The organism is Schaalia odontolytica (assembly GCF_005696695.1).
GTDB classification, from domain to species: Bacteria; Actinomycetota; Actinomycetes; order Actinomycetales; family Actinomycetaceae; genus Pauljensenia; species Pauljensenia odontolytica_C.
Window position 1 is genome coordinate 248,179 of sequence record NZ_CP040006.1, and the last position, 21,124, is coordinate 269,302.

Annotated in this window: 14 protein-coding genes and 1 tRNA gene; 5 read left to right on the plus strand and 10 right to left on the minus strand. The window is 66.8% G+C overall.

All coding sequences use genetic code 11. From position 1 onward, the window contains the following. Window positions 1–36: 36 nt before the first annotated feature. Together FBF35_RS01120 and FBF35_RS01125 are read right to left on the minus strand one after the other, a co-directional pair. Window positions 37–1,656, minus strand: a complete 1,620-nt coding sequence (locus tag FBF35_RS01120; RefSeq protein WP_060566220.1) for a glycoside hydrolase family 2 TIM barrel-domain containing protein — start codon at window positions 1,654–1,656, stop codon at window positions 37–39. Window positions 1,657–1,959: 303 nt separating this feature from the next. Then, window positions 1,960–3,960 carry an OPT family oligopeptide transporter gene (locus FBF35_RS01125; protein WP_060566221.1) on the minus strand — a complete coding sequence of 667 codons (2,001 nt, stop codon included), beginning with the start codon at window positions 3,958–3,960 and terminating at the stop codon, window positions 1,960–1,962. Between the two features lie 249 nt (window positions 3,961–4,209). On the opposite strand from FBF35_RS01125, the gene FBF35_RS01130 reads away from it, so the two are divergent. Continuing rightward, window positions 4,210–4,299 (plus strand) — tRNA-Ser (locus tag FBF35_RS01130). A gap of 1,356 nt (window positions 4,300–5,655) precedes the next feature. Here FBF35_RS01130 and FBF35_RS01145 read toward each other — a convergent pair. Then, on the minus strand, window positions 5,656–6,339 hold the full coding sequence (locus tag FBF35_RS01145; RefSeq protein WP_060566428.1) for a superoxide dismutase: 684 nt from the start codon (window positions 6,337–6,339) through the stop codon (window positions 5,656–5,658). A gap of 165 nt (window positions 6,340–6,504) precedes the next feature. Then, window positions 6,505–7,473, minus strand: a complete 969-nt coding sequence (locus tag FBF35_RS01150) for a DUF808 domain-containing protein (protein WP_060566222.1) — start codon at window positions 7,471–7,473, stop codon at window positions 6,505–6,507. 79 nt (window positions 7,474–7,552) lie between these two features. Between FBF35_RS01150 and FBF35_RS01155 the strand changes: the two genes are divergently transcribed. The 4 genes from FBF35_RS01155 to FBF35_RS01170 all read left to right on the plus strand — a co-directional run bounded on the left by FBF35_RS01155 (window position 7,553) and on the right by FBF35_RS01170 (window position 15,872). Next, window positions 7,553–9,244, plus strand: a complete 1,692-nt coding sequence (locus FBF35_RS01155) for a methyltransferase (protein ID WP_060566223.1) — start codon at window positions 7,553–7,555, stop codon at window positions 9,242–9,244. A 180-nt stretch (window positions 9,245–9,424) separates the two neighbouring features. Then, complete coding sequence (locus tag FBF35_RS01160; RefSeq protein WP_060566224.1) at window positions 9,425–10,819, plus strand: SWIM zinc finger domain-containing protein; 1,395 nt, start codon at window positions 9,425–9,427, stop codon at window positions 10,817–10,819. Further along, window positions 10,816–13,275: a DUF6493 family protein gene (locus FBF35_RS01165; RefSeq protein ID WP_060566225.1), complete on the plus strand. Its 2,460-nt coding sequence runs from the start codon at window positions 10,816–10,818 to the stop codon at window positions 13,273–13,275. Before FBF35_RS01160 ends, FBF35_RS01165 begins: the two co-directional genes overlap by 4 nt. Next, window positions 13,272–15,872, plus strand: a complete 2,601-nt coding sequence (locus tag FBF35_RS01170; RefSeq protein WP_060566226.1) for a DUF6493 family protein — start codon at window positions 13,272–13,274, stop codon at window positions 15,870–15,872. The genes FBF35_RS01165 and FBF35_RS01170 overlap by 4 nt, the downstream gene beginning before the upstream one ends. Window positions 15,873–15,904: 32 nt before the next feature. On the opposite strand, the gene FBF35_RS01175 is transcribed toward FBF35_RS01170, so the two are convergent. The 6 genes from FBF35_RS01175 to FBF35_RS01200 all read right to left on the minus strand — a co-directional run bounded on the left by FBF35_RS01175 (window position 15,905) and on the right by FBF35_RS01200 (window position 20,872). Next, window positions 15,905–16,171, minus strand: coding sequence for a Txe/YoeB family addiction module toxin (locus FBF35_RS01175; RefSeq protein WP_060566227.1), 267 nt, complete (start codon window positions 16,169–16,171; stop codon window positions 15,905–15,907). Between the two features lie 2 nt (window positions 16,172–16,173). Beyond that, on the minus strand, window positions 16,174–16,437 hold the full coding sequence (locus FBF35_RS01180) for a type II toxin-antitoxin system Phd/YefM family antitoxin (RefSeq protein ID WP_060566228.1): 264 nt from the start codon (window positions 16,435–16,437) through the stop codon (window positions 16,174–16,176). A 466-nt stretch (window positions 16,438–16,903) separates the two neighbouring features. After that, window positions 16,904–17,329: a YjdF family protein gene (locus FBF35_RS01185; RefSeq protein ID WP_060566229.1), complete on the minus strand. Its 426-nt coding sequence runs from the start codon at window positions 17,327–17,329 to the stop codon at window positions 16,904–16,906. A 262-nt stretch (window positions 17,330–17,591) separates the two neighbouring features. Beyond that, on the minus strand, window positions 17,592–19,301 hold the full coding sequence (locus tag FBF35_RS01190) for an ATP-binding cassette domain-containing protein (protein ID WP_060566230.1): 1,710 nt from the start codon (window positions 19,299–19,301) through the stop codon (window positions 17,592–17,594). Between the two features lie 246 nt (window positions 19,302–19,547). Beyond that, window positions 19,548–19,817: a hypothetical protein gene (locus tag FBF35_RS01195; protein ID WP_060566231.1), complete on the minus strand. Its 270-nt coding sequence runs from the start codon at window positions 19,815–19,817 to the stop codon at window positions 19,548–19,550. Between the two features lie 29 nt (window positions 19,818–19,846). Then, entirely contained in the window at window positions 19,847–20,872 is a 1,026-nt protein-coding gene (locus FBF35_RS01200) for a DUF1266 domain-containing protein (RefSeq protein ID WP_060566232.1), read from the minus strand. Between the last annotated feature and the right edge of the window lie 252 nt (window positions 20,873–21,124).

Genomic DNA, 21,124 nt, shown 5'->3' on the forward strand with positions numbered 1-21,124 from the left:
TCCTCGTGCGCACTGTCCCCGGCCTCGTCCGGTGTGTTACGGCGCGGGCATGACCCCGCGACCGATCTCAAACCCGGCCGGCGCCCAGCCCGTCCCGTACGACAGACGCACCGACACCTCGCGAACGCCCGAGGCCGGCCACGCCACCGGGAGGAACCCCGTCTCGCCGGGCGCGACGTCCAGGAACGCCGGGTACTCCCACGTGACGGCTCCATCCTCGATGACACGGCACAGGAACTCCAGGTCGGACGTCGGTGTGAAGGTCATGTGGTTGCGAACCGTCACCCCCGAGTACGAGGGCGCCACCGTCACCGGCGCGTAGTGCAGCTCCTCCGCGCGCACCTCGCTCAGCAGCGGGAAGTCCGTTTCCGCATACTCCGGCCGCGTCGGATCAAGTGCGCGGGCGGCGCGGATCTCCTCGTCCTCCTCGCCCACGTTCCACGCAATGACGCTCGGGTGCGCACGATCCCGGCGGATCATCGCCTCGATTGCCTCGTCGCGCGCGGGGCCGGACTCGTACATCGTCGACGCCCGGCCAATGATGTACAGACCGTACAGGTCAGCCAATTCGTAGAAGCGCGCGTGCGCGGGCCCCTGCTCGATCGCGACCGCGTTCACGCCGCGGCGCTTGCACCACACGATGTCATCGAGCATGTCCTGCAGACCCACCGCGAGCCCAGTGCGACCATCGCACTCGTTGCGGCGCACGCCGCGCAGCGTCAGCGGGCGGCCTGCCAGGCGCAAGCCCTCGGGGGTCGCCGTCAGATCGCGGAAGCCCACCTGCAGGGCGATCGCGTCCTGTGTGCCCGCCTCCTCGTCGCTCAGCGTCACCACCAGCGTGTACAGCACCGGCTCCTCGGCGCTCCACGGGAGCACGTCCACGCCTCTTGCCTCGAGGTCCTCGCCGGGCGGGGCGCTCGCGGACCAGATCTCCTCCTGCTGGGCCTCGCCTAGCAGTGCGGCGCGGATCGTTGAGGTCTTCGAGGCCTCGGAGCACTCGACGCGCAGGCGCAGGGACCCGCTCGTGCCGTCGTGCGAGGCCTGCGGGATCACATCGATGACGTGCGCAGGTGGGCGAGCCTCGAGGGAGACCTCGCGGAACAGGCCGTGGCAGCACGCCGGCGAATCCATGAGCAGAACGCTGATCTCGTGCGTGTGCATCGGTTGCAGCGCATCCGTCACGTCGAAGGCTGCCGGAATGAAACCGTCCGCGCAAAAACCGACGAAAATGCCGTCCAGCCACACGTAGAGGGGGCCGGTGAAGCCGCCGAACGTCAGCGTCATCGTCCACCCGCGCTCGCTCGCGTCCTTCAGGGGCGCGTCGAGGATGAACTCGCGACGCAGGATTGAGGCGCGAACCTGATCCGGGGCGGGTTCTCCCTGGGCCTCTGCGGCTCTGCGGGCCTCCTCCTCGCGGCGCAGCCATGCGCCGTCCATCTCCAGCACACCGGGCACCGACGTCGCCTCGAAGTCACGCTGAAGGGGGGTGCGTTTGATCAGCTCGGCAGCAGTGCCTGATACACCCGTGACCTGCCAGGTGCTGGACAGCATTTGAAGTGGCCTGCGCGACCTCCACGTCGAGTGCACCGTCAGGCGGTTCACCGACGCCCCGGGGTCCCGTAGCCATGCAACGTCTGGTTCCGGGATGTGTTCCATGTAATAAAAGTAGCATTTTATGTTTAGTCATGAAATGGCATTGTTTTTTGAAATACAGGTAAATGTGCCTTGACATGCGGAATATCTACGGGTGACAAGTGGGATGGCGACCACATTCTGGGATTTATGGTCATACGGATGGACAAAAATGCCTCGTTGCCGGGAGGTGCTGTTTGGGTATAACGAGCCCCGGCCTCGTCTCTCGGGGTGCACATAAAGAACCCCGGCCTCGTCCCTGAGAGTTGGAACGAGGCCGGGGCTGCATGCCGCGGGGGTGAATCCCCTCGCGTGTGCGTCGCGCGTTTACTTCGCGGCGGACTCGCGATCCGAGTCGCGCGTGATCTTACGAGCGAAGTTGTAGAGCAGCCACGTCGCAACCGCGAAGAACACCAGGCCCAGAACGTTCGCGAACGGCGTGAAGCCGTCGCCGATGAACGGCAGCGCCAGCGGCGACTCCGAGCCCGTCGCGCCCGCGATGCCCGCGTAGACGACGCCGAACAGGGACTCGCCGACGATCAGGCCGGTGGCAGCCAGCGTGCCGAAGCGCTTCGCGCGCTCCACGTCCGCCTGCTTGTCAGCCCACCTGTTGTACAGGAAGCCAATGAACGCGCCGATCGGGATCAGGACCGTCAGGGAAGCGGGCAGGTAAATGCCCATGCCGACCGCCAGCGGAGGCAGGGCGAGCTTACCCTTCGACGCGGGGCGCAGAACCTCGTCAATGATGATGACGACAACGCCGATCGCAGCACCGATGCCCAGGAGCTTCCAGTCGATGCCGCCGCCAAGCACGCCCTTAGCGAGCGAGGAAATCAGCGAGGCCTGCGGGGCCGCCAGCGCGTCCGGTCCAGCGCCGGGAGCGCCCTGGAAACCGAAGGAGTTCTGCATGAGCTCCAGGACCGGGGGAATGATCAGCGCGCCGAAGACGACGCCGATGACCAGGGCAACCTGCTGCTTCCACGGGGTCGCGCCCACCAGCTGGCCCGTCTTGAGGTCCTGCAGGTTATCGTTCGCGATCGTCGCAATGCAGAAGACGATGGCCGAGGTGAACAGCGTGTAGGCGATGAGTGCCGTGTTCTCTTCCGTGGTCGAGCCGCGGCCGTGCACCGCCAGGATGACGACCGCCGTGATGACGACGACCAGCAGGCCGACGCCGGAGACCGGCGAGTTCGACGAGCCGATCAGGCCGGCCATGTAACCACAGACCGCCGCGACCAGCAGGCCGGCGAGCAGGATGAAGATGACCGAGACGGCAATCAGGACGGCCGTGTTGTGCTCGATCTGCGTGCCGCGCATGAACCACCACAGCAGACCTGCGATCGGAACCATGGCCACAAAGATGGAGACGATAACCCACTTGCCGGGGATATCCTGCTCGGTGCGGTCGACCTGCGCGCCATTCTCCTTGGTGCCGCGCGAGGCGCGCAGCGACTCAGACATGCCGCGGGCGATCGGGCCCATGATCTTGATGAGCGTCCAGATGGCGGCGACCGCCATGACGCCCGCGCCGATGAAGCGCACGTCCGACTTGAAGACCGTGGACAGGGCTGAGGTCAGATCATCCGCGCCGTCCAGCTGGCCGTTCGCGTACAGGGGCAGTAGAACGCCGTAGGAGGTGACCATGCCGATCAGCATCGCGATGCCGACCGTCATACCGACCAGGTGGCCCACGCCGATCAGAGCGAGGGACAGGGAGGTGGAAATCATCGTGCCCGTCGAGCCAATCTTGAAAGCCGTACCAACCTCGGAGGCCACGACCTTCATGTAGCCCAGAAGCGCCATCGTGGCCGAGGCCAGGGCGCCCCACGTGATGGCCAGGAGGCCACGCTTGTTGTCCTCGCCCGCATCCTGGGCATCGCCGACCTTCAGAATCTCAGCGCCTGCCACGCCCTCCGGGTAGGGCAGGTCCGAGCCGGTCACGAGCGCGCGGCGCAGGGGGATCGAGTACATGACGCCCAGCGCACCGCCGACCGCACACACAAACATGGTCTCCCAGTAGGGGAAACCGCTCCACCAGCCGACAATCACGAGGCCGGGGAGAACGAAGATGACCGCCGACAGCGTGCCGGCCGCCGAAGCGATGGTCTGGACGATGTTGTTCTCCTGGACCGTGTGGTCGCCCCAGAAGCGCAGAACCGCCATCGAGATGACGGCTGCCGGGATCGACGTCGCAAACGTCAAGCCGACCTTCAGACCCAGGTAGACGTTCGCGGCCGTGAACAGCAGCGTAATAATGCCGCCGAGGATGATGCCGCGGAGGGTCAGTTCTTTGAGCGACGTTTGCTTCGTCGCGTTTGGCGCAGACACGAAAAATCCTTTCGCTGCCTTGAATAGATACCCTGCAAGAGTAGTGCATTTATGAGTGGGCGTGAATGGTATGCGGTTACTTAATCTCGTATTCAACCGTTCTAAATGCCGAGGTCGCGCTTGTTTTGCTTGTTCCGTGTGAACTTTCGGGGTTGTGGCCCTGCTCCCAGGCTGCTGTGTGGCCCTCCTCCCAGCACGCCCGGTCGATTTGCGCGCGCAGGGGGAGGGTGTAGTAGAGTATCCGGGTAAGGTAGCGTGTCCGAGCGGCCGAAGGTGCAGCACTCGAAATGCTGTGTGGTGTCACAGCCACCCTGGGTTCAAATCCCAGCGCTACCGCCACTGCCGCCCGGCCCCATTGGGGCCGGGCGGTTTTGTTATGCCTAGCTGGTGTGCCGTGTTGCCGTGTTGCTTGTGGCCCCACGGGTGTTCCGGGCGCCGGAGGGCCCGGCCGCCCGCGAGGCTAGGCGACCTCACTTCGTTCGGCGCCACGCCTCGAAGCCCGCCCGTGCCCTCCGGTCCCTCCGGCGCCCTCCACACCAGTGGGGCTAGGTCGCTGATGTGTGGCGCGTCGTCTCGTAGCCCGGCCAGGCCCCGCCGCCGCCGATCAATTTCGCACGTAATTCTCCTGCGGCTTGTTCAAACATTGAATTTGCATCGTTGGAATTGCAACGTTTTTGGGGTGTGTCGAAAAATGACCACGATAAATTACGTGCGAAATTTGGGAGGCGGTGGTGTCGTTGCTGCCCGCGGGCGCCGCGACCAGGCCCTGTCGACCGGGTGGCCCGGTTGTCTGAAACCGCTGTCGCCTTTGCGGGCGCCGGCCGAGCTTTAGCTGAAACCCCTGTCGCCTTTGCTTGCTGGTGTCTGTGTGGGAGTGAAACCGCCATCGCCTTTGTGGGCGCGAAATGGGCGTTTTTGGTGCGTTTTTTGGCTGCATTGGTGTTGTTGGTTTCAACGGTTGCTATTCAGGGGCGCGCAGTGGTGATGGCGGTTTCATACTGGCCTGCATCAGTGGCTGCAGAGGTGTCATTGGTTTCAAAGTCGCCACGTCACAGCGTCCAGTGCGCAAAAAAGTTCGCCCAGCAGGGCCTGGTGGTGGGTGTGAGCGTGACAAAATTCGCCCAGCGCTCGAGAAATAGCCGAAAATCGGCGTTTTATGGTGTGCTGGGCGAGTTTTGTACCGGGTTGGCCCAAGAATGCCGAGTGCTGGGCGAACTTTGTCGCGGGCCAGCAGCTGTAGGCGTCCGCGGGCGAACTTTGTTGCGCCGTGCGCTTGGTAGCTGGGCCCCTCTACTGGCAGTGTTAACCCTTTAATGCGCAGCTAAACCCACCTAGTGGTAGCTGGGCGTGGCTGCCCACGCTCCACCAGGTGGGTTAACGTGCGCAGGAAAGGGCCCAGGCGGCCACCTGCTGGGTTAGGACCCCCCATCTATCGGGTTAACGTGCGCGTGACGGGCGGCCTGGTGATATGTCGTGTGCTGCGGACCAGCAGCCTCTGCGGGCGCTGCAGCCAGGCCCACGGGTCCTTCGAAGCCGTCGCGCCTCCCGGGATACGACAGAGGCGGGACCCCGAAGGATCCCGCCTCTCGTTGCGTGCGGTGGCCGCGCCGTCGGCGCCGATAAGACAGCGCTAGAAACTCAGTGCCCGAGCCTCAGCTCGGTAACAACGGCCGCGGTCGTGTCAGGCACGAACGGTCAGTTCTTCCACCAGCCCTTGACGGTGTCGATGGCCTGCGTGCCCAGGTCGGTCAGCGCGGAGTGGGCGTTGACCAGGCCGGAGGACAGGCGAGCGGCCTGGAAGCGGGAGGCGACGTTCTCCCAGTTCACCAGGTTCCACCAGGCCTTGACGTAGTCGGCCTTGACGTTGAGGTAATCCAGGTAGAAGGCGTGCTCCCACATGTCGATCATGAGCAGCGGAACGGTCGCGACCGGGATGTTGCCCTGCTGGTCGGTCATCTGGTAGGTCACGAGGCGCTTGCCGACGGTGTCCCACGCGAGGACGGCCCAGCCGGAGCCCTGCAGGCCCAGGGCTGCGGCGGCAAACTGAGCCTGGAAGGACTCAAAGGAGCCGAAGAACTCGTCGATGGCGGCGCCGAGCTCACCCTCGGGGCGCGAGGCGCCCTCGCCGGTCATGTTGGTCCAGAAGATGGAGTGGTTGGTGTGACCGCCCAGGTTGAAGGCCAGGTTCTTCTCCCACAGGTTGATCGCGGCGAAGTCACCGGACTCGCGGGCGGCAGCCAGCTTCTCAAGGGCCGCGTTCGCGCCGGCCACGTAGTTGGCGTGGTGCTTGGAGTGGTGCAGCTCCATGATGCGGCCGGAAATGTGGGGCTCGAGAGCGGCGTAATCGTAGGGAAGTTCGGGCAGGGTGTAGACGGTCATCATGCTCCTCCTGGGCGTCGTCGTCGTTTGTCTGTTGACTCCAAGGGTAGTACTTAAGTCCCGCCTTGCGTAGGGGTTATGTGTCACCTTTCGCGCAGTGCGATCAACGACGAGGCCGGGGCTGGGTCTCGCGACCACGCCCCGGCCTCGTGAAACGACAGACGATCAGGCCTTCGTGCGCGCCCGACGCACGAGCGCGGAAGCGCCCACGACGATCCACGCGATGACGGCACCCAGGATGACGCCGAAGATGCCGGACAGGAGAGTCTCGACCAGCCAGGTCACGAAACCGCCCGCGCCGGACACCGCGTGCTCGGCGGCCTCGAGGACGTGGTGGAAGACGGGCACACCGACCTCGGCGAGGTTTGCGATGACCAGGTGGCCGCCGACCCACAGCATCGCGACCGTGCCGACGACACCGATGACGCTGAAGATGTGCGGCATGACGCGCACGATCGTGCGGCCGACGTTGTCGACGGGGCCGGGGCGGTTGTCCTCGGGATCCAGTGCGCCCTTCGCGAGGTGGAGGCCGAAGTCGTCCGCCTTCACGAGCAGGGCGACGAGGCCGTACACGAAGAACGTCATGAAGAACGCGACCGCGATGAGGACGGCGACGCGCATGATGCCGGTCTCGTTGGACAGGCCGGCCATGGACACGAGCATGATCTCGGCGCTGAGGATCAGGTCGGTGCGGGTCGCCGAAGCGACGATGCTCTTCTCGAGTTCCTCGCTGGAGGTGGCGCCACCCTCGTCGTGCTCCTCGTGGTGGCCGGGCAGCCAGCCGAGTTTCTCGAGGACTTTCTCGCCGCCCTCGAAGCACAGGTACGCGCCGCCTACGATCAGCAGGAATGGGAGGGCCTGCGGAGCCAGCCACGTCAGCAGCAGAGCGATCGGCAGGATGATGAACAGCTTGTTGATGAGGGAGCCGCGCGCGATCTTGCCGATGATGGGCAGCTCGCGCGCCGGGCTCAGGCCCGACACGTACTGGGGTGTCACCGCGGTGTCGTCGATGACGACGCCTACAGCCTTCGAGGAGGCCTTGACCGCGTTGGCCGCGACGTCGTCGATCGACGAGGCCGTGACCTTCGCGAGGGTCGCGATATCGTCGAGCAGTGCGACAAGTCCACCGGACATGAGGTTTCCTCCTCTGAGCCTGACGTGAGGCTCCTGGTTGGGTACCCGCGCATTGTACGCGTGGGGATAGGCTTGAGTCATGACGACTTCCGTACCCGTCCCCGCCCTTGACCGCGACCTGATTGGGCGCCTGCGCGCCGACGTGATCGCCTCGACGTGGACCGTTGAGAATCTTCAGACCCTGATCAGTGAGGGCGCGCTGTCCGCCCTCATGCGTGACTCGCGACTGCCCGCCCTCGTCGAGCTCGCGGGCGCGACCGACCCCGCCGCGGTCCTCACGCGCTTCTTCATCCTCGGCCTGCCCGAGCGCGCCTCGGCCCTGAACGAGGCCCTCCCGACGCTGGGCGCACGCGGGCTGGAGTCCCTCGGCCTCGCGGCCACTATCGACGAGGCCGAGGCCGCCTCCGCGCTCGTCATGCCCCGTGCGGGCGGCGCGCCCAAGCGCGAACCCAAGGATGAGCGTGACGAGGCCTCGGCCTCGAAGGCGCCGAGTCTGCCGACGATGCGCGACCCCGACGAGGAGGTCCCCGAGCCCGAGGCCGAGGAAGACCCGTGGATGCGCGCCCTCTTCGACCTGCGCCCCCACGCGGCGACCCTGCCGGGCGGCGACCACGAGTGGTGGGTGGCCTCGGACCTGGCGGAGGTGCAGACCGGCAAGCCGCTGTCGGATGACCACGTGCTCGGCATTGGCGGCGCGACCCTGACGTTGCTGGAGATGACGGTGCGCGAACACGTCGACTCGGCCCTCGACGTGGGGTGCGGCTGCGGCATCCAGGCCCTCTACCTGGCGACGCACGCCGACCGCGTGGTGGCGACCGACCTGTCGTCGCGTGCGTGCGCGCTGACCCAGTTCAACGCGGCCCTCAACGAGGCTGTCATCGACGTGCGTGAGGGCTCCCTCTTCGAGCCCGTCGAGGGTGAGACCTTCGACCTCATCGTCACGAACCCGCCCTTCGTCATCACCCCGGACTCGGTGCGCGGCGCGGCCGGCCTGCTCGAGTACCGCGATGGCGGTATGGACCGCGACAACCTGATCCGCGCGGTCCTGCGCGGCGCGCCCGCGTGCATGAACGAGGGCGGCACCCTGCAGATGCTCGCCAACTGGGAGATTCCCGCCGATCGCAACCCGGACACGCAGTGGTCGTGGCGCGTGGATTCGTGGCTCGACGGCCTGCCGGTGGACGCGTGGGTCGTCCAGCGTGACGTCCTCGACCCCGCGCGCTACGTGGACATGTGGATCCGCGACTCGGGCGGCCAGCTCATGGCCCGCGCCGACTACGAGCGCGCCTTCACCTCGTGGCTGGCCGACTTCCGCCGCGCGGGCACGGGCGCGATCGGCATGGGCTTCGTGGCGCTGCGCAGGCTCGACGAGGCCGAGGCCGCCTCGGGCGGCAAGCGCGCCTACGACCTGTCTCTCGATGGGCACGCCCCGCGCGGGCGCGACGTTGCGTGGGCGCTGGCCTCCCTGCGTGCCCCGGAGCTGTGGGACACCGCGCTGACGCGCGCCTCGGACGTGCGCGAGGAGCGCCACTACGTGCCTGGCAGCCCCGACCCGGAGCTGCTCATCATGCACCAGGGTGGGGGACTGGGCCGGTCTGTGCCCGTCTCCTCGTCCGTGTCGGCGGTTGTGGGTGCCTCCGATGGTGAGCTGACGGTTGGGCAGATCGCGGCTGCCGTCGCGATGCTCACGTCCGTTGAGGTCGATGACGTCCGCGCCGAGATCGAGGCGCCCCTGCGCGACCTGATCCGCTGGGGATTCCTGACGTACTGAGCGTTGTTGTGTGCGTGGGCGCCGCGGCTGAAGGGGCAGCCGCGGCGCCTCGCCGCATCAGGTGGACTTTGTGGCGTCATTCTAGGAGTGTCGTCAGCGTGGACAGGGGAGTGCACGAGGCCGACTCCAGATGTGGGACCCCTGTGTTAGCCTGACGCCACAATCACGCGAAGGAGCGACATGGACTACGAGCTGGCCTACCGATACGGTGCCCCCTCGCGCCTGGAAGAGGGCGGCGGCCTTGCGCTGGCGACCTCGGGAGGCTCGACCCCCGAGGGGGAGGCAGCGCATCCCTTTTTCTTTTCGGGCTTCATGGAGCGTCCCGACGTGGTGGCCGCCGGTCTGCTCGCGGTCGCACGTGTGGCGCGTACCCGCTTCTATGTGCCGCCGGGCATGGTCGTCGCGCCCGGCGGAGGCCTGACTCGTATCGGGATGCTCGACCCGGTCGTGACCAGCACGGCCGAGGGCCTGCGCTTCGAGTCCTTTAGCGTCTGCTGCGGCGTGTACGCGCGGCTCGACGTGGAGGCCTCGGCCCTGGACGCCACCCACTGCGCAGTCGGCGTGACCAACGTGGATGTTAATCAGCCGCTGCGTGCCGCCCTAGCGTCGCTGCGAGCTGGGGAGCCCCTGCACCTGGGTGTGGGCGAGGAGGGGCTGACGGCCACGACCCTGGACGAGGAGGTCACGGAAGAGAAGGTGCCGCTGTCCCTGCGCTGGCTCAAGGGATTCGCGGAGACACAGATGCTCTCCTCCGCGATGATGCCGCTGCATGCGTTGAATACCGCGCAGGCGCGCGCCTTCATCCGAGGCCTGCCCAGGTCCAGCGCGACGGGCACGGTCATGTGGGCGGGGCGGGCCGTGCGCGGTCTGCGTTTGGGGACCCGGCCTGCGCCGGGGGCCGCGTGCGTCGCCGGCCCCGAGCGCCTGCGCGTGTTCGAGCCGCTTCTTCATCTCATCACCTCGCTTGAGGCCTACGGGCCTGATGTGGATGCTGGCAGCGAGCCGGTCGCTTCCCTGTGGGTCGCCCGCCTGCCCGGCGCGCGCCTCTCCATTGGGCTCAGCCCCGCCAAGTCGCGCGGCTTCTCGGGGGAGGGTGCGGTCCTGGCGTCCCTGGGAGATCCGCGCGTCGAGGAGGACGCGGATATGCTGTCCGCCCTGCTCTCCTTCGAGCCGCGCATCGACACGCAGCTCATGGCCGCGCGCTCCGGACTGGCCCCCGACCGGGTGGCTGGCGGCCTGGCACTCCTGGCCTCGAGTGGTCAGGTTGGCTTCGACGTGACTGAGGGGGCCTACTTTCACCGTCCTCTGCCCGTGCGTCCCGACGCCCTCACCGCTATGCATCCGCGCCTGGCAGGGGCGCGCACGCTCATTGAACGCGGTGCGGTCACCCACGAGGAGGGGGCGCGCTTCCGTGTCGCCTCGGGCGCAAACCGCTACCGGGTGGAGGTGCCCGCCGACCCCTACGCCATCGGCGAGTACCGCTGCACGTGCCCGTGGTGGATGAAACATAGGGGTGGGCGGGGGCCATGCAAGCATGTCCTCGCCGTCTCCACGCTGATCAAGGAGGATCAATGAGTCAGAAGTCGGATCCGTTCCGGCGGCCAAAAACGCTGGATGAATGTGCGGACTTTTGGAGACTGCACCTGTGGACCGAGGGCCACCCAGGCGAGTGGACACTCGATCAGGTCTACGCGCGCATGCTCGAGATTAACGAGGGCCCGCCCACGGCCCATGACCTGGACGTCAGCTCCAGGGTCACCGGTGCTTGGCTCAAGGGGATCGGATTCTTGCGCCTGGCCGAACTGCACGGCGACCTGGCCCTCGACCACGATCAGCGGTACCTGACGGCGCTCATCGGCCTCGAACCCGGACTGCAGCTGCCCCTCATGCGTGCCGATCGGGAGCTGCGCGAGGAGCTGGTGTGGGGGATGCTGCGCCAGGAAGGTAACCGCGGCGTGTCGCTGTCCTCCTCCGACCGTTCTGCCTCGATGGGCTCGGAGCAAACGCCCGGCTGGTCGCGCACGTTCGAAGCGAGCGTCAATGAGGGGCTCATCGAACGTGATCGTCTGCTTGACGCCCTCCTGGAGATGCTGGCGGCCGACCTGCCCTCGGCACGTGCCGGGTGGTATTCGCGCACCCTGCGCCTGCTCGCCATGACCATTGACGAGGCCGAGGCGCGGCAGCCGACTCTGTGTGCCCTCATGTCGTCTCCCGTCGGGGCAACCGTGACCCTGGCGGTCGGGCACCTGTCCGCCCTCGCCAGGGCTGGTCGCCTCGACCTGGAGCTGTTTGCGCGCAGCTGCGAGGGAGCGCTCATGGGGTCGAAGGCCAACGCACTCGCAGCCTTGACAATCCTGCGCGGTGGTCTCGAGGTCCTGAGTCCCGGCGGCATCGAACCCCTGTTGGCGATCGCGATGTCTTTCCCGCATGCGCAGGTGCAGGCTCTGGCCATCGAGCTGGCGAGTGACGCGCTGCGATCGGGCCTCCTCGACTCCGCAGCGCTCGGCCGACTCCTGTCGGATGCGGAGTTGGACCCGCTCGTCGTCGCCACGCTCGACCTCCTCGACCCGGGGCACACGGCGAATGGCCAGCCTGACCCCGGACCCGTCCCCGAGGAAGGTAGCGGTGGGCAGGCTCCCGCCGCCTTCTTGCCGCCTCCCCGTGAGGTGAACGACCTGGTTCCCATGAGCGCCGACGACGTGGTTGGTCGGGTCGGTGTCCTGGCGCAGGGCGCGCAGATGGGGCTCGAGTATGAGGCGCTGCTCGCGTTCCTGGCATCCCCCGAGTACGACCCGAGTGCGCTGGAATCGTTGCGCCCGCTTGTGCGGCGCCTGACCACGCGCAGGTTTGGGTACGAGCGCATGCTCGGAACTCTCCTGCAGATAGCCCTCAATGGGGGAGGGGAGGGTGCTGAGAGCCCGCTGGCCGCTGGCACCGCCTGGTTGGAATCGGAGAACATGCCCACCCTCATGCGAGAGCGCATCATCGAGGTCGCGGGTCTGCTCGCACGCGGGCAGCGCTACCGCCTCCTGGCCACGCCCACCGACGACCGGGGAGCCGTGAATCCCCTGACGCTCGTGCGCCGTGCCCTGGACAACGGGGGCGCGACACCCCTTCCAGCCGACCTCACCCAGGCGCTGCTGCGCGTGGACACCGAGCATCCGGACTGCGCGGCCGCGCTCGTGCTCGTGGACGAGCGGGAGGCGGACCTGCCCGCCTCCGCCGTCGCCCGCATTCGCCTCGCCCTTCAAGGGGTGGTGCGCAGACGTGCCGAGGGCTACCTGTCCTCACTCTCCGTGACGTGGGAGGGGCGTCCCTCCTATGAGTCCGGGAAGCCCAAGGTCGCGCGAGACGGCTCGCCGATCTACGCATTTTTCTTCCCTCGCATCGTCGGCGTGGACACAGGTGCGACAGGACCCGAGCTGAGCGCGCTCGCGGATATTGCGAGTGCTTCGGGCGATTTTACTGCCCACCGCTATCTCTACCCCGCGTCGGTGCGCCACTTCGCCGTCTGCCTGCTTGCCTCTCAGTGGTACGTGCTTGACCACACCCAGCTGACCTGTGAGTGCTACAGGGCCCTGTGCGAGCACGGCGGGCGCTGGGATTCGCTGTCCGCCCAGCTCCTTGGGCAGGCGATGGGCGAGCGCGAGGTCGAGTCGCGCGCGCTCGGCGTCGAGGCCCTGGCCGCCTTGGTGGCGCGCGGTGACCTCGCCTTCGACCAGGTTGTGTCTGGTTTCGAGGCCGTGGCGCACACCGTGAAACTGAACCGGTGGGCGCAGGCCTTCGGGGATCTGGGGGACGTGGACCCCCGCCTCGCGCTGGATCTGGCGCTCACGCTGCTGCCCGGGCTCGAGCGAGGGCGCACGGGCATCGGGCAGTTGCTGGGCGTCGTTACTGCACAGTACGCACGGGCGCAGGCCGAGGGATGGGCGCCGCCGCTCGGCGAGGAGTGTATCGGCTGGCTCGGCCTTTTCCGAGGGTCCTCACAGGCGGCCAAGTATGCGCGCACGCTGAAGGAGATGGGCCAATGACCACCCCCATGACACTGGCCGAGCGCCGCGCGGCCCTCAAACGCCTCCTCGCCGCCGGGGAGAGGACAATCGACGCCTACGAGCGGGTGTTGGAGGGGGCCTCAGAGAAGGATCGGCGCTCCCTCTTCAAGTCCGTGCCCTTTGTGCGCCTCGTCCCGCCAGCCGCCGAGCGGGCGGAAGCCGTCCCCGAGGACACGGTGTGCATGTGCGCGTTCCTGCGCGCAGCCCTGGCCGGGAGCGATGACGCCGGCGACGACTACGGAGTTCGTTGGTCGGGCCGCAGCGGAGGCGATCCTCGCGAGGGAGCGGACCTGGATCGGCTGCTCGCCGCCCACAGGTGCGGCGCGGCCGGGCGGAGCAGCAAGTGGCTCGAGGAGGCAGCCGGGAGTCCCGGAGGCATTGGCTTCTGGCACACCTACCGCTCCCTCCTGGCCGAGCGTGGAGCGTACCTGACGTCTGCGCCCTCCCTGGAGTACTTCGCGCGCAGGATCATTCCCGCACCCCACCCCACTTCGGATGAGACTCGACTCTTCTTCGAGAAGAACCCGACCTTCCTCGACCACGAGTTCTGGCAGCTCTTCCGCGTCGAGGGTGCCCTGCCCGGCTCGGCGCTCTTCGTGTGGATGTACCGCGAGGACCCCTCTGCGCCCGGCGGTGACTTCGAGCGCCTACACAGCCAGGATCTCATCTGCTACATGGCGACGCACCTACCGCATCTGCGGCCCCGCATCCTGTCCGAATGTCTGGCCGCGCATCGGCGCGACTTTTCCGCATACAACAGTCGTGCCTTCTCGCTGGCCTGGGAGGCGCTTGAACCCACGCGCGAGGAAAAGCTCGAGGCAGCCTCGGACCTCATCGCCCTGCTTGGGGTCCAGCCCTCGCAGACGGTCACGCTGGCGCAGAAGGCTCTCCTTGGCCTCGTCGGGGAGCTCACGGTAGAGCAGGTGGGCGCGCTCGTACAGGTCAGCGCTCAGGTCCTTGCCCGCACCGAAAAGAAGCTGCTGCGCGCTCACCTGCGCCTGCTTGCCGCCCTCGTCAAGGCCCGTCCCGGGTGCGCGACCGCCGTCAGTGACGTGGTCGCTGAGGCTGAGTTCCCCCTCGACCTGCGAGATCGCGCCGCCACGCTCGTCGTGGCCCCTGATACTTCCGGAGACTCCGTGGACGAGGCCGGGGCCGGGCCTGCGGGGACGGCCACCTCCGACGCGAGCACCCAGGGAAGCGAACCCGGGGGAGGGACCCAGGCCTCGTGGACGTTCCCGGACACGCCCGCCGCGGACCTACCGCGCACCTCGCGCACCGCTGAGCTGCCCGACGATAACGACGCGGTCGTCGCTGCGTTGCACGCCCTCTTTGAGGACGCGGCCGCGGGCGCCGCCCTGCCCGCGCTCCTGATGCGCATCAGTGGCGAGGGCATCGAGCTGACGGAGGCCGACAAGGCGCTGCTCGCCGCGTACTGGAAGAGCGCGCCCAACTGGAAGGGCGCCAACCAGCTGTCCTACCTGGCCTCACGGCTCCTGCGCGACGTGGAGGTGAAGGACGCACCCGAGGCAGGTCACTTCCGCGGCTACCGGCGCAAGGGCAGCGAATGGGAGCAACACCGCGGCCCAGTCCAGCTCCTGCACGAACAGCTGCGCGTCGCATTGCGCGACAAGCCCTACGACAAGCCGAACGGTCAGGACATGTACCGCTTCGACCCCATCCTGACCGCACCGCTGGAACCGATCCACCCGCAGTGGGAACGTCAGATCATTCGAGCCGCCTACCAGAAGCCCGTCAGGGTTGTGCGCGGTGAGTACAAGAAGACCGACGACATGCATGAGACGTGGGTGATCCCCGGGCAGAGCCCGGCCACGGGTGCCGACTCGCTCACCCAGGCCCTCACCAACGTCGCCGGCGTCGCCCCCGAGTTCACCGGGCGCCTCCTGGAATCGGGGGACTACCGGTCGAGCGGCGTCGCCTACGCGTGGGCGGCCTGGGCGCTCCAGCACAACCCGGACATTCTGGCCGCCCACGCGATGCCCGTCCTCCAGGGTGCGTTCTTCAAGTTCCCGCAGGTCATCACCGCCTTCGAGGTGATAGTGCGCGCACTGGGACAGGGATGGCGGGCGCCGGGCGCGCCCACCTACTCGGCCCTGGCGTGGGCATCCACCGCCGCCCAGGCCAACTACCGGGCGATCACCGCCGAGGCTATCGCGGGTCTCGCCGATACCGGCCGCTTCGACCCCGCCGCCATGGCCGAGGAGATCGGCTACCTGATGCGCAACGGGTGGTTCGGGCCCGGGAGGGTCACCCAGACACTCAGCGACTGCGCGTCCGTCTCTGCCCTGGCCGGGTATCGCGTCGCCCAGACGATCACCGCCGTGCTGCCCGCGCTGGCCGGTGTCAGAGGAGCAAATGGCATGGTCGAGGTGCTGGTGGCGCTCGCGGGCGACTACGGCATGAGGGTGAGCGTCCCCGATGAGATGCGCCCCAAGATGAAAGGATCAAGCGCGATGGCTAAGGCGCTGCGCGCGCTTGACGCGCTGCCTGATGCCCCGACTGATCTCGCGTGCGAGGCGGCTGAGGCACTCGATGCAGTCCGAGTGCGGCAGGGGTAGATCCGCGTCGGGTGTCTCAGGTGCGTGGGTTGCTACTGGCCGTAGTGGAAGCGGCAGGAAATGATCCAGAGGGCTTTGCCGTCGTCGCTGATCTGGTAGATCAGGCGGTGCCGTGAGTCGATTCGGCGTGACCAGTACCCCGAGAACTCGTAGCGAAGAGGTTCAGGTTTGCCGATCCCCTCGTTCCCGTTGCGCTGGATGTCCTTGATGAGGGCGTTAATGCGCTTGAGGGTCTTGCGATCCTCGAACTGCCACCAGATGTAGTCGTTCCAGGCTTCCTCGTCCCACGTGATGTGCATGATCAGTCCTCGTCGAGCTCAATGAGGTCATGGACGACGCCCTCGCCAGCGCGGTGACGTGCGATCGATTTGCGCAGGTGGCGGGCGTTCGCGGGGGACTGCATGAGGTAGACGGTCTCCATGAGGGACTCGTACTCGTCGAGGGCGATGATGACGGCGCTCTCGTGGCCCTGTCGGGTGATGACGATTTCCTCGCGGTCGTTGACGACCTGGTCGAGGACCTCGGCGTAGCGTGCGCGCGACTCGGTGTAGGTCATGGTCTTCATGGGTGCTCCTCTGCTCGCCTATGTACAGAACATTGTACAGTATTTGAGGGTGCGTGTCTCTAGTCGGCTGGTAACGTGCGGGAGTACTACCTCCGTGCGGGGCCAGGTACTGCGGAACTGCTCGCACGGGACTGCTGACGCGGGACTGCTGGCACGGGGTCTGCATCGCGGCGTCCTTCACCTGGGAGGGAGAGGCCTGCACGTCCTGGATAGGTAGCGCCGATCTGGATAGGTAGTGCTGATCTGGATAGGTTATTTTCCTATCCAGAACGTCATAACCTATCCAGTTCGTGGTTTCCTATCCACTTCGTGGCCGCCCGTGCCCATACATGTCCGCACGTGGGCCCTTTCATCCGCACGTGGGCCCTTTCATCCGCACGTGGGCCCTTTCAACCGCACGGGGGTAACGCCGCCTACGCGCAGGTCATGGGGTTTCCGTGCGTATCGAGGGGTTAACGTGCAGTCCTTAGTGGCCGCGGTGGCGAGCTTTCGCTTTCAGGCGGGCGAGGCGGCGTTTCTCTTCAGCTTTCTCACGTTTCTTCTGCTTGGTCGTGGAAGCTCGTTCTCGTGCCATGCGTTCGCGTTCTGCTTGAATCGCTGCCTGTGATGCAGTGGAAGGAAGCGCACGGCGGGCGAGGTGGGAAGCTTGGCGCTGTGCGCGCTTGGGGTTGTGGTGCGTCGCCTGACGTTGGGCCATATCGGAAGCCCAAGCGACCTCGTCGAGGCGGCACAGGAGAGCGTTAGCGTGAGCGAGAAGGAACTCGTAGAACTCCGCGTCTGAGGGCTGTGCGCCGAACACGATTCTAACGGCGCGAAAACGGTCGGCCTCGTGGCGCTCAATGACACCGACCCAGAACTGACCATCGAAATATAGTGTGGACTCCGTCTTCATTACTCGTCTCCAGGTACACCAGGGTGGACCCGATGACGCTGGATTCTGCTCGGGGCAGCGACGGATGCGAGGCATCGCCCAGACTTCCTACTGGACTGTGCGGTTCGCGTATCAGGACTGACGACTCATTATACGTCCCGTGTTCCAGGGTGTTGCTACTGGACGATCGGCTTGCCGCCGATGGACAAGGCCTTGCGCGCGCTTGACGCGCTGCCTGATGCCCCGACTGATCTCGCGCGCGAAGCGGGGGCTGCCCTCAGCGCTATCGTCTCTCGTCGAGCCGATGGAGGCGGCCCCACCAGCGGGTGATCAGCCACTCGTCGTGCGTTGAGATAACCAGGGTTCCCTCCCACTCGCGCATCGCCTCTTCGAGGGACTCCAGGGCGTTCAGGTCCAGGTAGTTCGTGGGCTCATCGATCACGAGGATCTGAGCGTCGGCCCGCGCCGCGAACGCCAGCTGAGCCCTGCGTTGGTTTCCCGCGGAGAGCTCACCGAGCGGCCGGTTCCACGCCGCTGGGGGAACGAATCCCTTCCCGGCCTCCCCGATGCCCAGGTACCACGCATTCTCGGGGATGAGGGGGTCGCCGGGCCGCGGGAGCACCTGGGGCACGAGGACGACCCCGGAGGCGGCATCGATGCATCCGTGCGCCCCGCTGGGGGCCCCGCGTGCGATCCACTCCAGCAGGGTGGTCTTGCCCGACCCGTTGGGCCCCGCGACGAGGAGGTGCTCGCCGTAGCGCGCCTCGAAGGAGGTTGGCGCGAGGCGTCCCTCCACCGACGCGCCGCGGACGGCCAGGGCGATACCCATTGCGTGTGGGTGCGGTGATGTCCCGCCCGTGGTGGTCCTGATGGGGTGGGGGAAAGAGAACTCGCCCTGGTCATAGCGGGGCTTGGGGACTTCGTGTGCCGCGAGAACCGACAGCCTCCGGGAGTCGTCGTTGATGCGCCTCTTCGACACAGTTTGGGCGCGGTCGGCGTAGTACTTCTGCGCCATCCGTATCTCGGTGCGGGGTTTGAAGCGCGCATGCCCCACCACCGTCGAATCCCGCTGGTGAGATACGAGTCGGCGTTTCTCTGCCTGCTGATCCGCATGGATCGCGGTGTGCCGCGAGCGTGCGGCGGCCTTGTCGCGCAGGTAGTCCGAGTAGGATCCTCCTACCCTGTACGCCCCGAAGTCCGCGGGCTCTCCCTTGGAGATTGCCACCGCCCGCCACGGTGTCGGATCCAGGTCGAGCAGCGCCGTCGCCGTGCGCTCAATGAAGGCCCGGTCGTGGCTGGTCATGAGCACCGGCCCCTGCCAGTTGTCGATTGTGTGTGCTAGGTGCTCGCGCCCGTCAGTGTCCAGGTGGTTCGTCGGTTCGTCCAGGACGAGGGCCTCTGGTCGATCAACGAGGGTGAGGGCCAGGCGCAGGCGGGCACACTGCCCTGGGGAGAGGGAGGCGAGGGGGCGGGAGCAGTCGAGGCCTCCTAGGTCGAGGGCCTCCAGGGTCTGTTCGAGGCGCGTGTCGATGGTCCACGCGTCCCGCGCGATCATCGCCGCTAGGACGCGGTCGTACTCCGCTTCGTCGCCCGGTGAGGGGTCCCGGGCGAGGTGCTCGGTGAGGAAGTCGAAGCGCGCCGCCAGCCCGCGGGTGCCTGACGTGGCGGCATCGATGAGCTGTGCGACGGTGCGGGACTCCCTGTCCCCCGCGAGCGGAGGACGGGACGCCAGAGGGGCTCCCGGTGCTGACCGCATGGCCGCGGGCCAATGAATTGGGGGAACTAGCTGGGGCGCGGAGAGCGTCGGGCCGGCGATCGTTCCGGAGTCCGGCTGGAGTCGGCCCGCTGCGAGGGCCAGCAGTGTTGACTTGCCGATCCCGTTCGGGCCGACAACTACGAGGCGGTCGGCGGGCCCACACGTGAAGGAGACGTTAGTGAGGACGGGCAGCGTGCCGTAGGAAAAGAAGACGTGGGAAAAGACAATCGTGGACATAATGCACCTTGGGGAGGAGGGGCAGGGAGGCATTATGTCAGGAGTCCATGGGGACATTATATCGGCAACGGCGCGCAGGCGCGGCAGTTCTGCACAGAAATGGGGGCGTCCTCCCGGGGCTGTCTGTCAAGACTAACGGCTTGCCGACGGACGACATGAGCATGCGGGAGGACACCCGGACAAAATACTCCCCCGCGAGCCCTCGTTGGGACCCGCGGGGGAGGAACGGCGACTACTGAGGAATCCTCAGAACAGCAGCGGTGCGAAGCCAGCCACCGGGGCGAGGAACGCGGCGCCACCCAGCAGAGCGGTCTTGATGTAGGGGAAGGCGACGAAGGCGGCGATGATGAGGACCACGAGCAGCGCCATGAGGATGAGGTTGTTGCGCTGACGCTTGTACTGCTCGGGCGTCAGCTCCTCCTTCTTGCGGATGAGCGGGGCCTCGCCGTGGACGGAACCAGTGTTGCCGCCGGGCTTTGCGCCCTCGTTCTCGGTCGGGAAGTGCTGGTCGGACATGGTGGTCTCCTACTGGGTGTTTGAGGGGATCAATTGACGATCGGCTTGCCGCCGATGGACATGGGGGCGCGGGTGCGGGCCTGTGCATCGAGGTCCTTCTCCCACGCGGAGGCCTCCTCCCAGTTGACGGAAGACAGCAGGTGCAGAGCACCCATCTCGCGCAGTGCGTCGAGGAGGATGAAGCGCGGGGCGGGGTAGGGGGCGTTCCATGGGATCACGGTCCACAGGCCATTCTTGCCGACGAGGAACTCGCCGCGGTTACGGTCGTGTAGGTCGTTGGCAGCGGTCTGCGCATCGCCCTCGGCGGCCCACAGCCAGCGGGTGACGCGGAAGGCCTCCCACGTCTCCTCCCACGAGGAGTAGGAGAACTGCAGAGCCCGGTTGATGACCGCGAGGGTATCCCAGGCCTCGTCCTCGCTCAGCCAGCCCTGGCCGGCACCCGCGCGCGTCAGGTTCGCGGCGCGAATGAGGTCCCACGCGGCGAAATCCAGGGCCTGGATGCCGCGGTCATTGTCCAGGAAACGGCGGATGCGCCAGCGACGCTCCCAGTCCTCCATCGACGAGTCCGCGGTCTTACTCAGGCGGGCGATCTCCTTGTCTGCCCACCCGGGCCTTGCGCAGCGCTCGCGCAGGGCAGCGAAATCCTCGCGGTGTCCGGCGCGCAAGAGCGAATAAATCTGGCGGATCAGGCTCTCGCGATCGGTGATACCCCAGTCGCGGTCGAGCATGCCCTTCATTCCGGCGGGATCCGACAGCTTCAGCTGGTTAACGACCTCGTCGTTGCACAATGCGTACACCATGGCGGGAGCCAGCAGGCGTGCCTGCGGATCGGCGGCCATGTCCTCGCGCTTGCCGCGCAGCTTCGGGGTGTGGTGCTCGTTGAGCTTGTTCCACTCGCCTTCCTTGCCTGCCTTGCGCACGTCGCGTGGCGCGGGGACGGCGCCCTTCGAGCGGGCGGCTGCCTGCTTGAACGTATTCGCAGCTAGGGCCACGATGACGCAGCCGATCGCGAACCAGATCGGGAACGGAATGTCGGAGAGGAAATTCTGGAGCACAGACTGATTGTGCCCGATGGAAAGCAGATCACACAATTCAGGGGCACTCGTGCGCGCAAGGTGGGACGAGGCTGGGGCTTCCCCCTATGTAATAGGTACCGCCGGATGAGCCCACCGGCGCCTCGCCCGGGCGCGCCCGCGCGCGAGAATCCGCCACTGCCTCGTGAATGTCAAACCCGAGCGGCGTGAGACGCGCGGAAGCGGTCCCGGTACCCAGATGCGGGTGGGACGCGGTAAGGTCCATCCCAGATG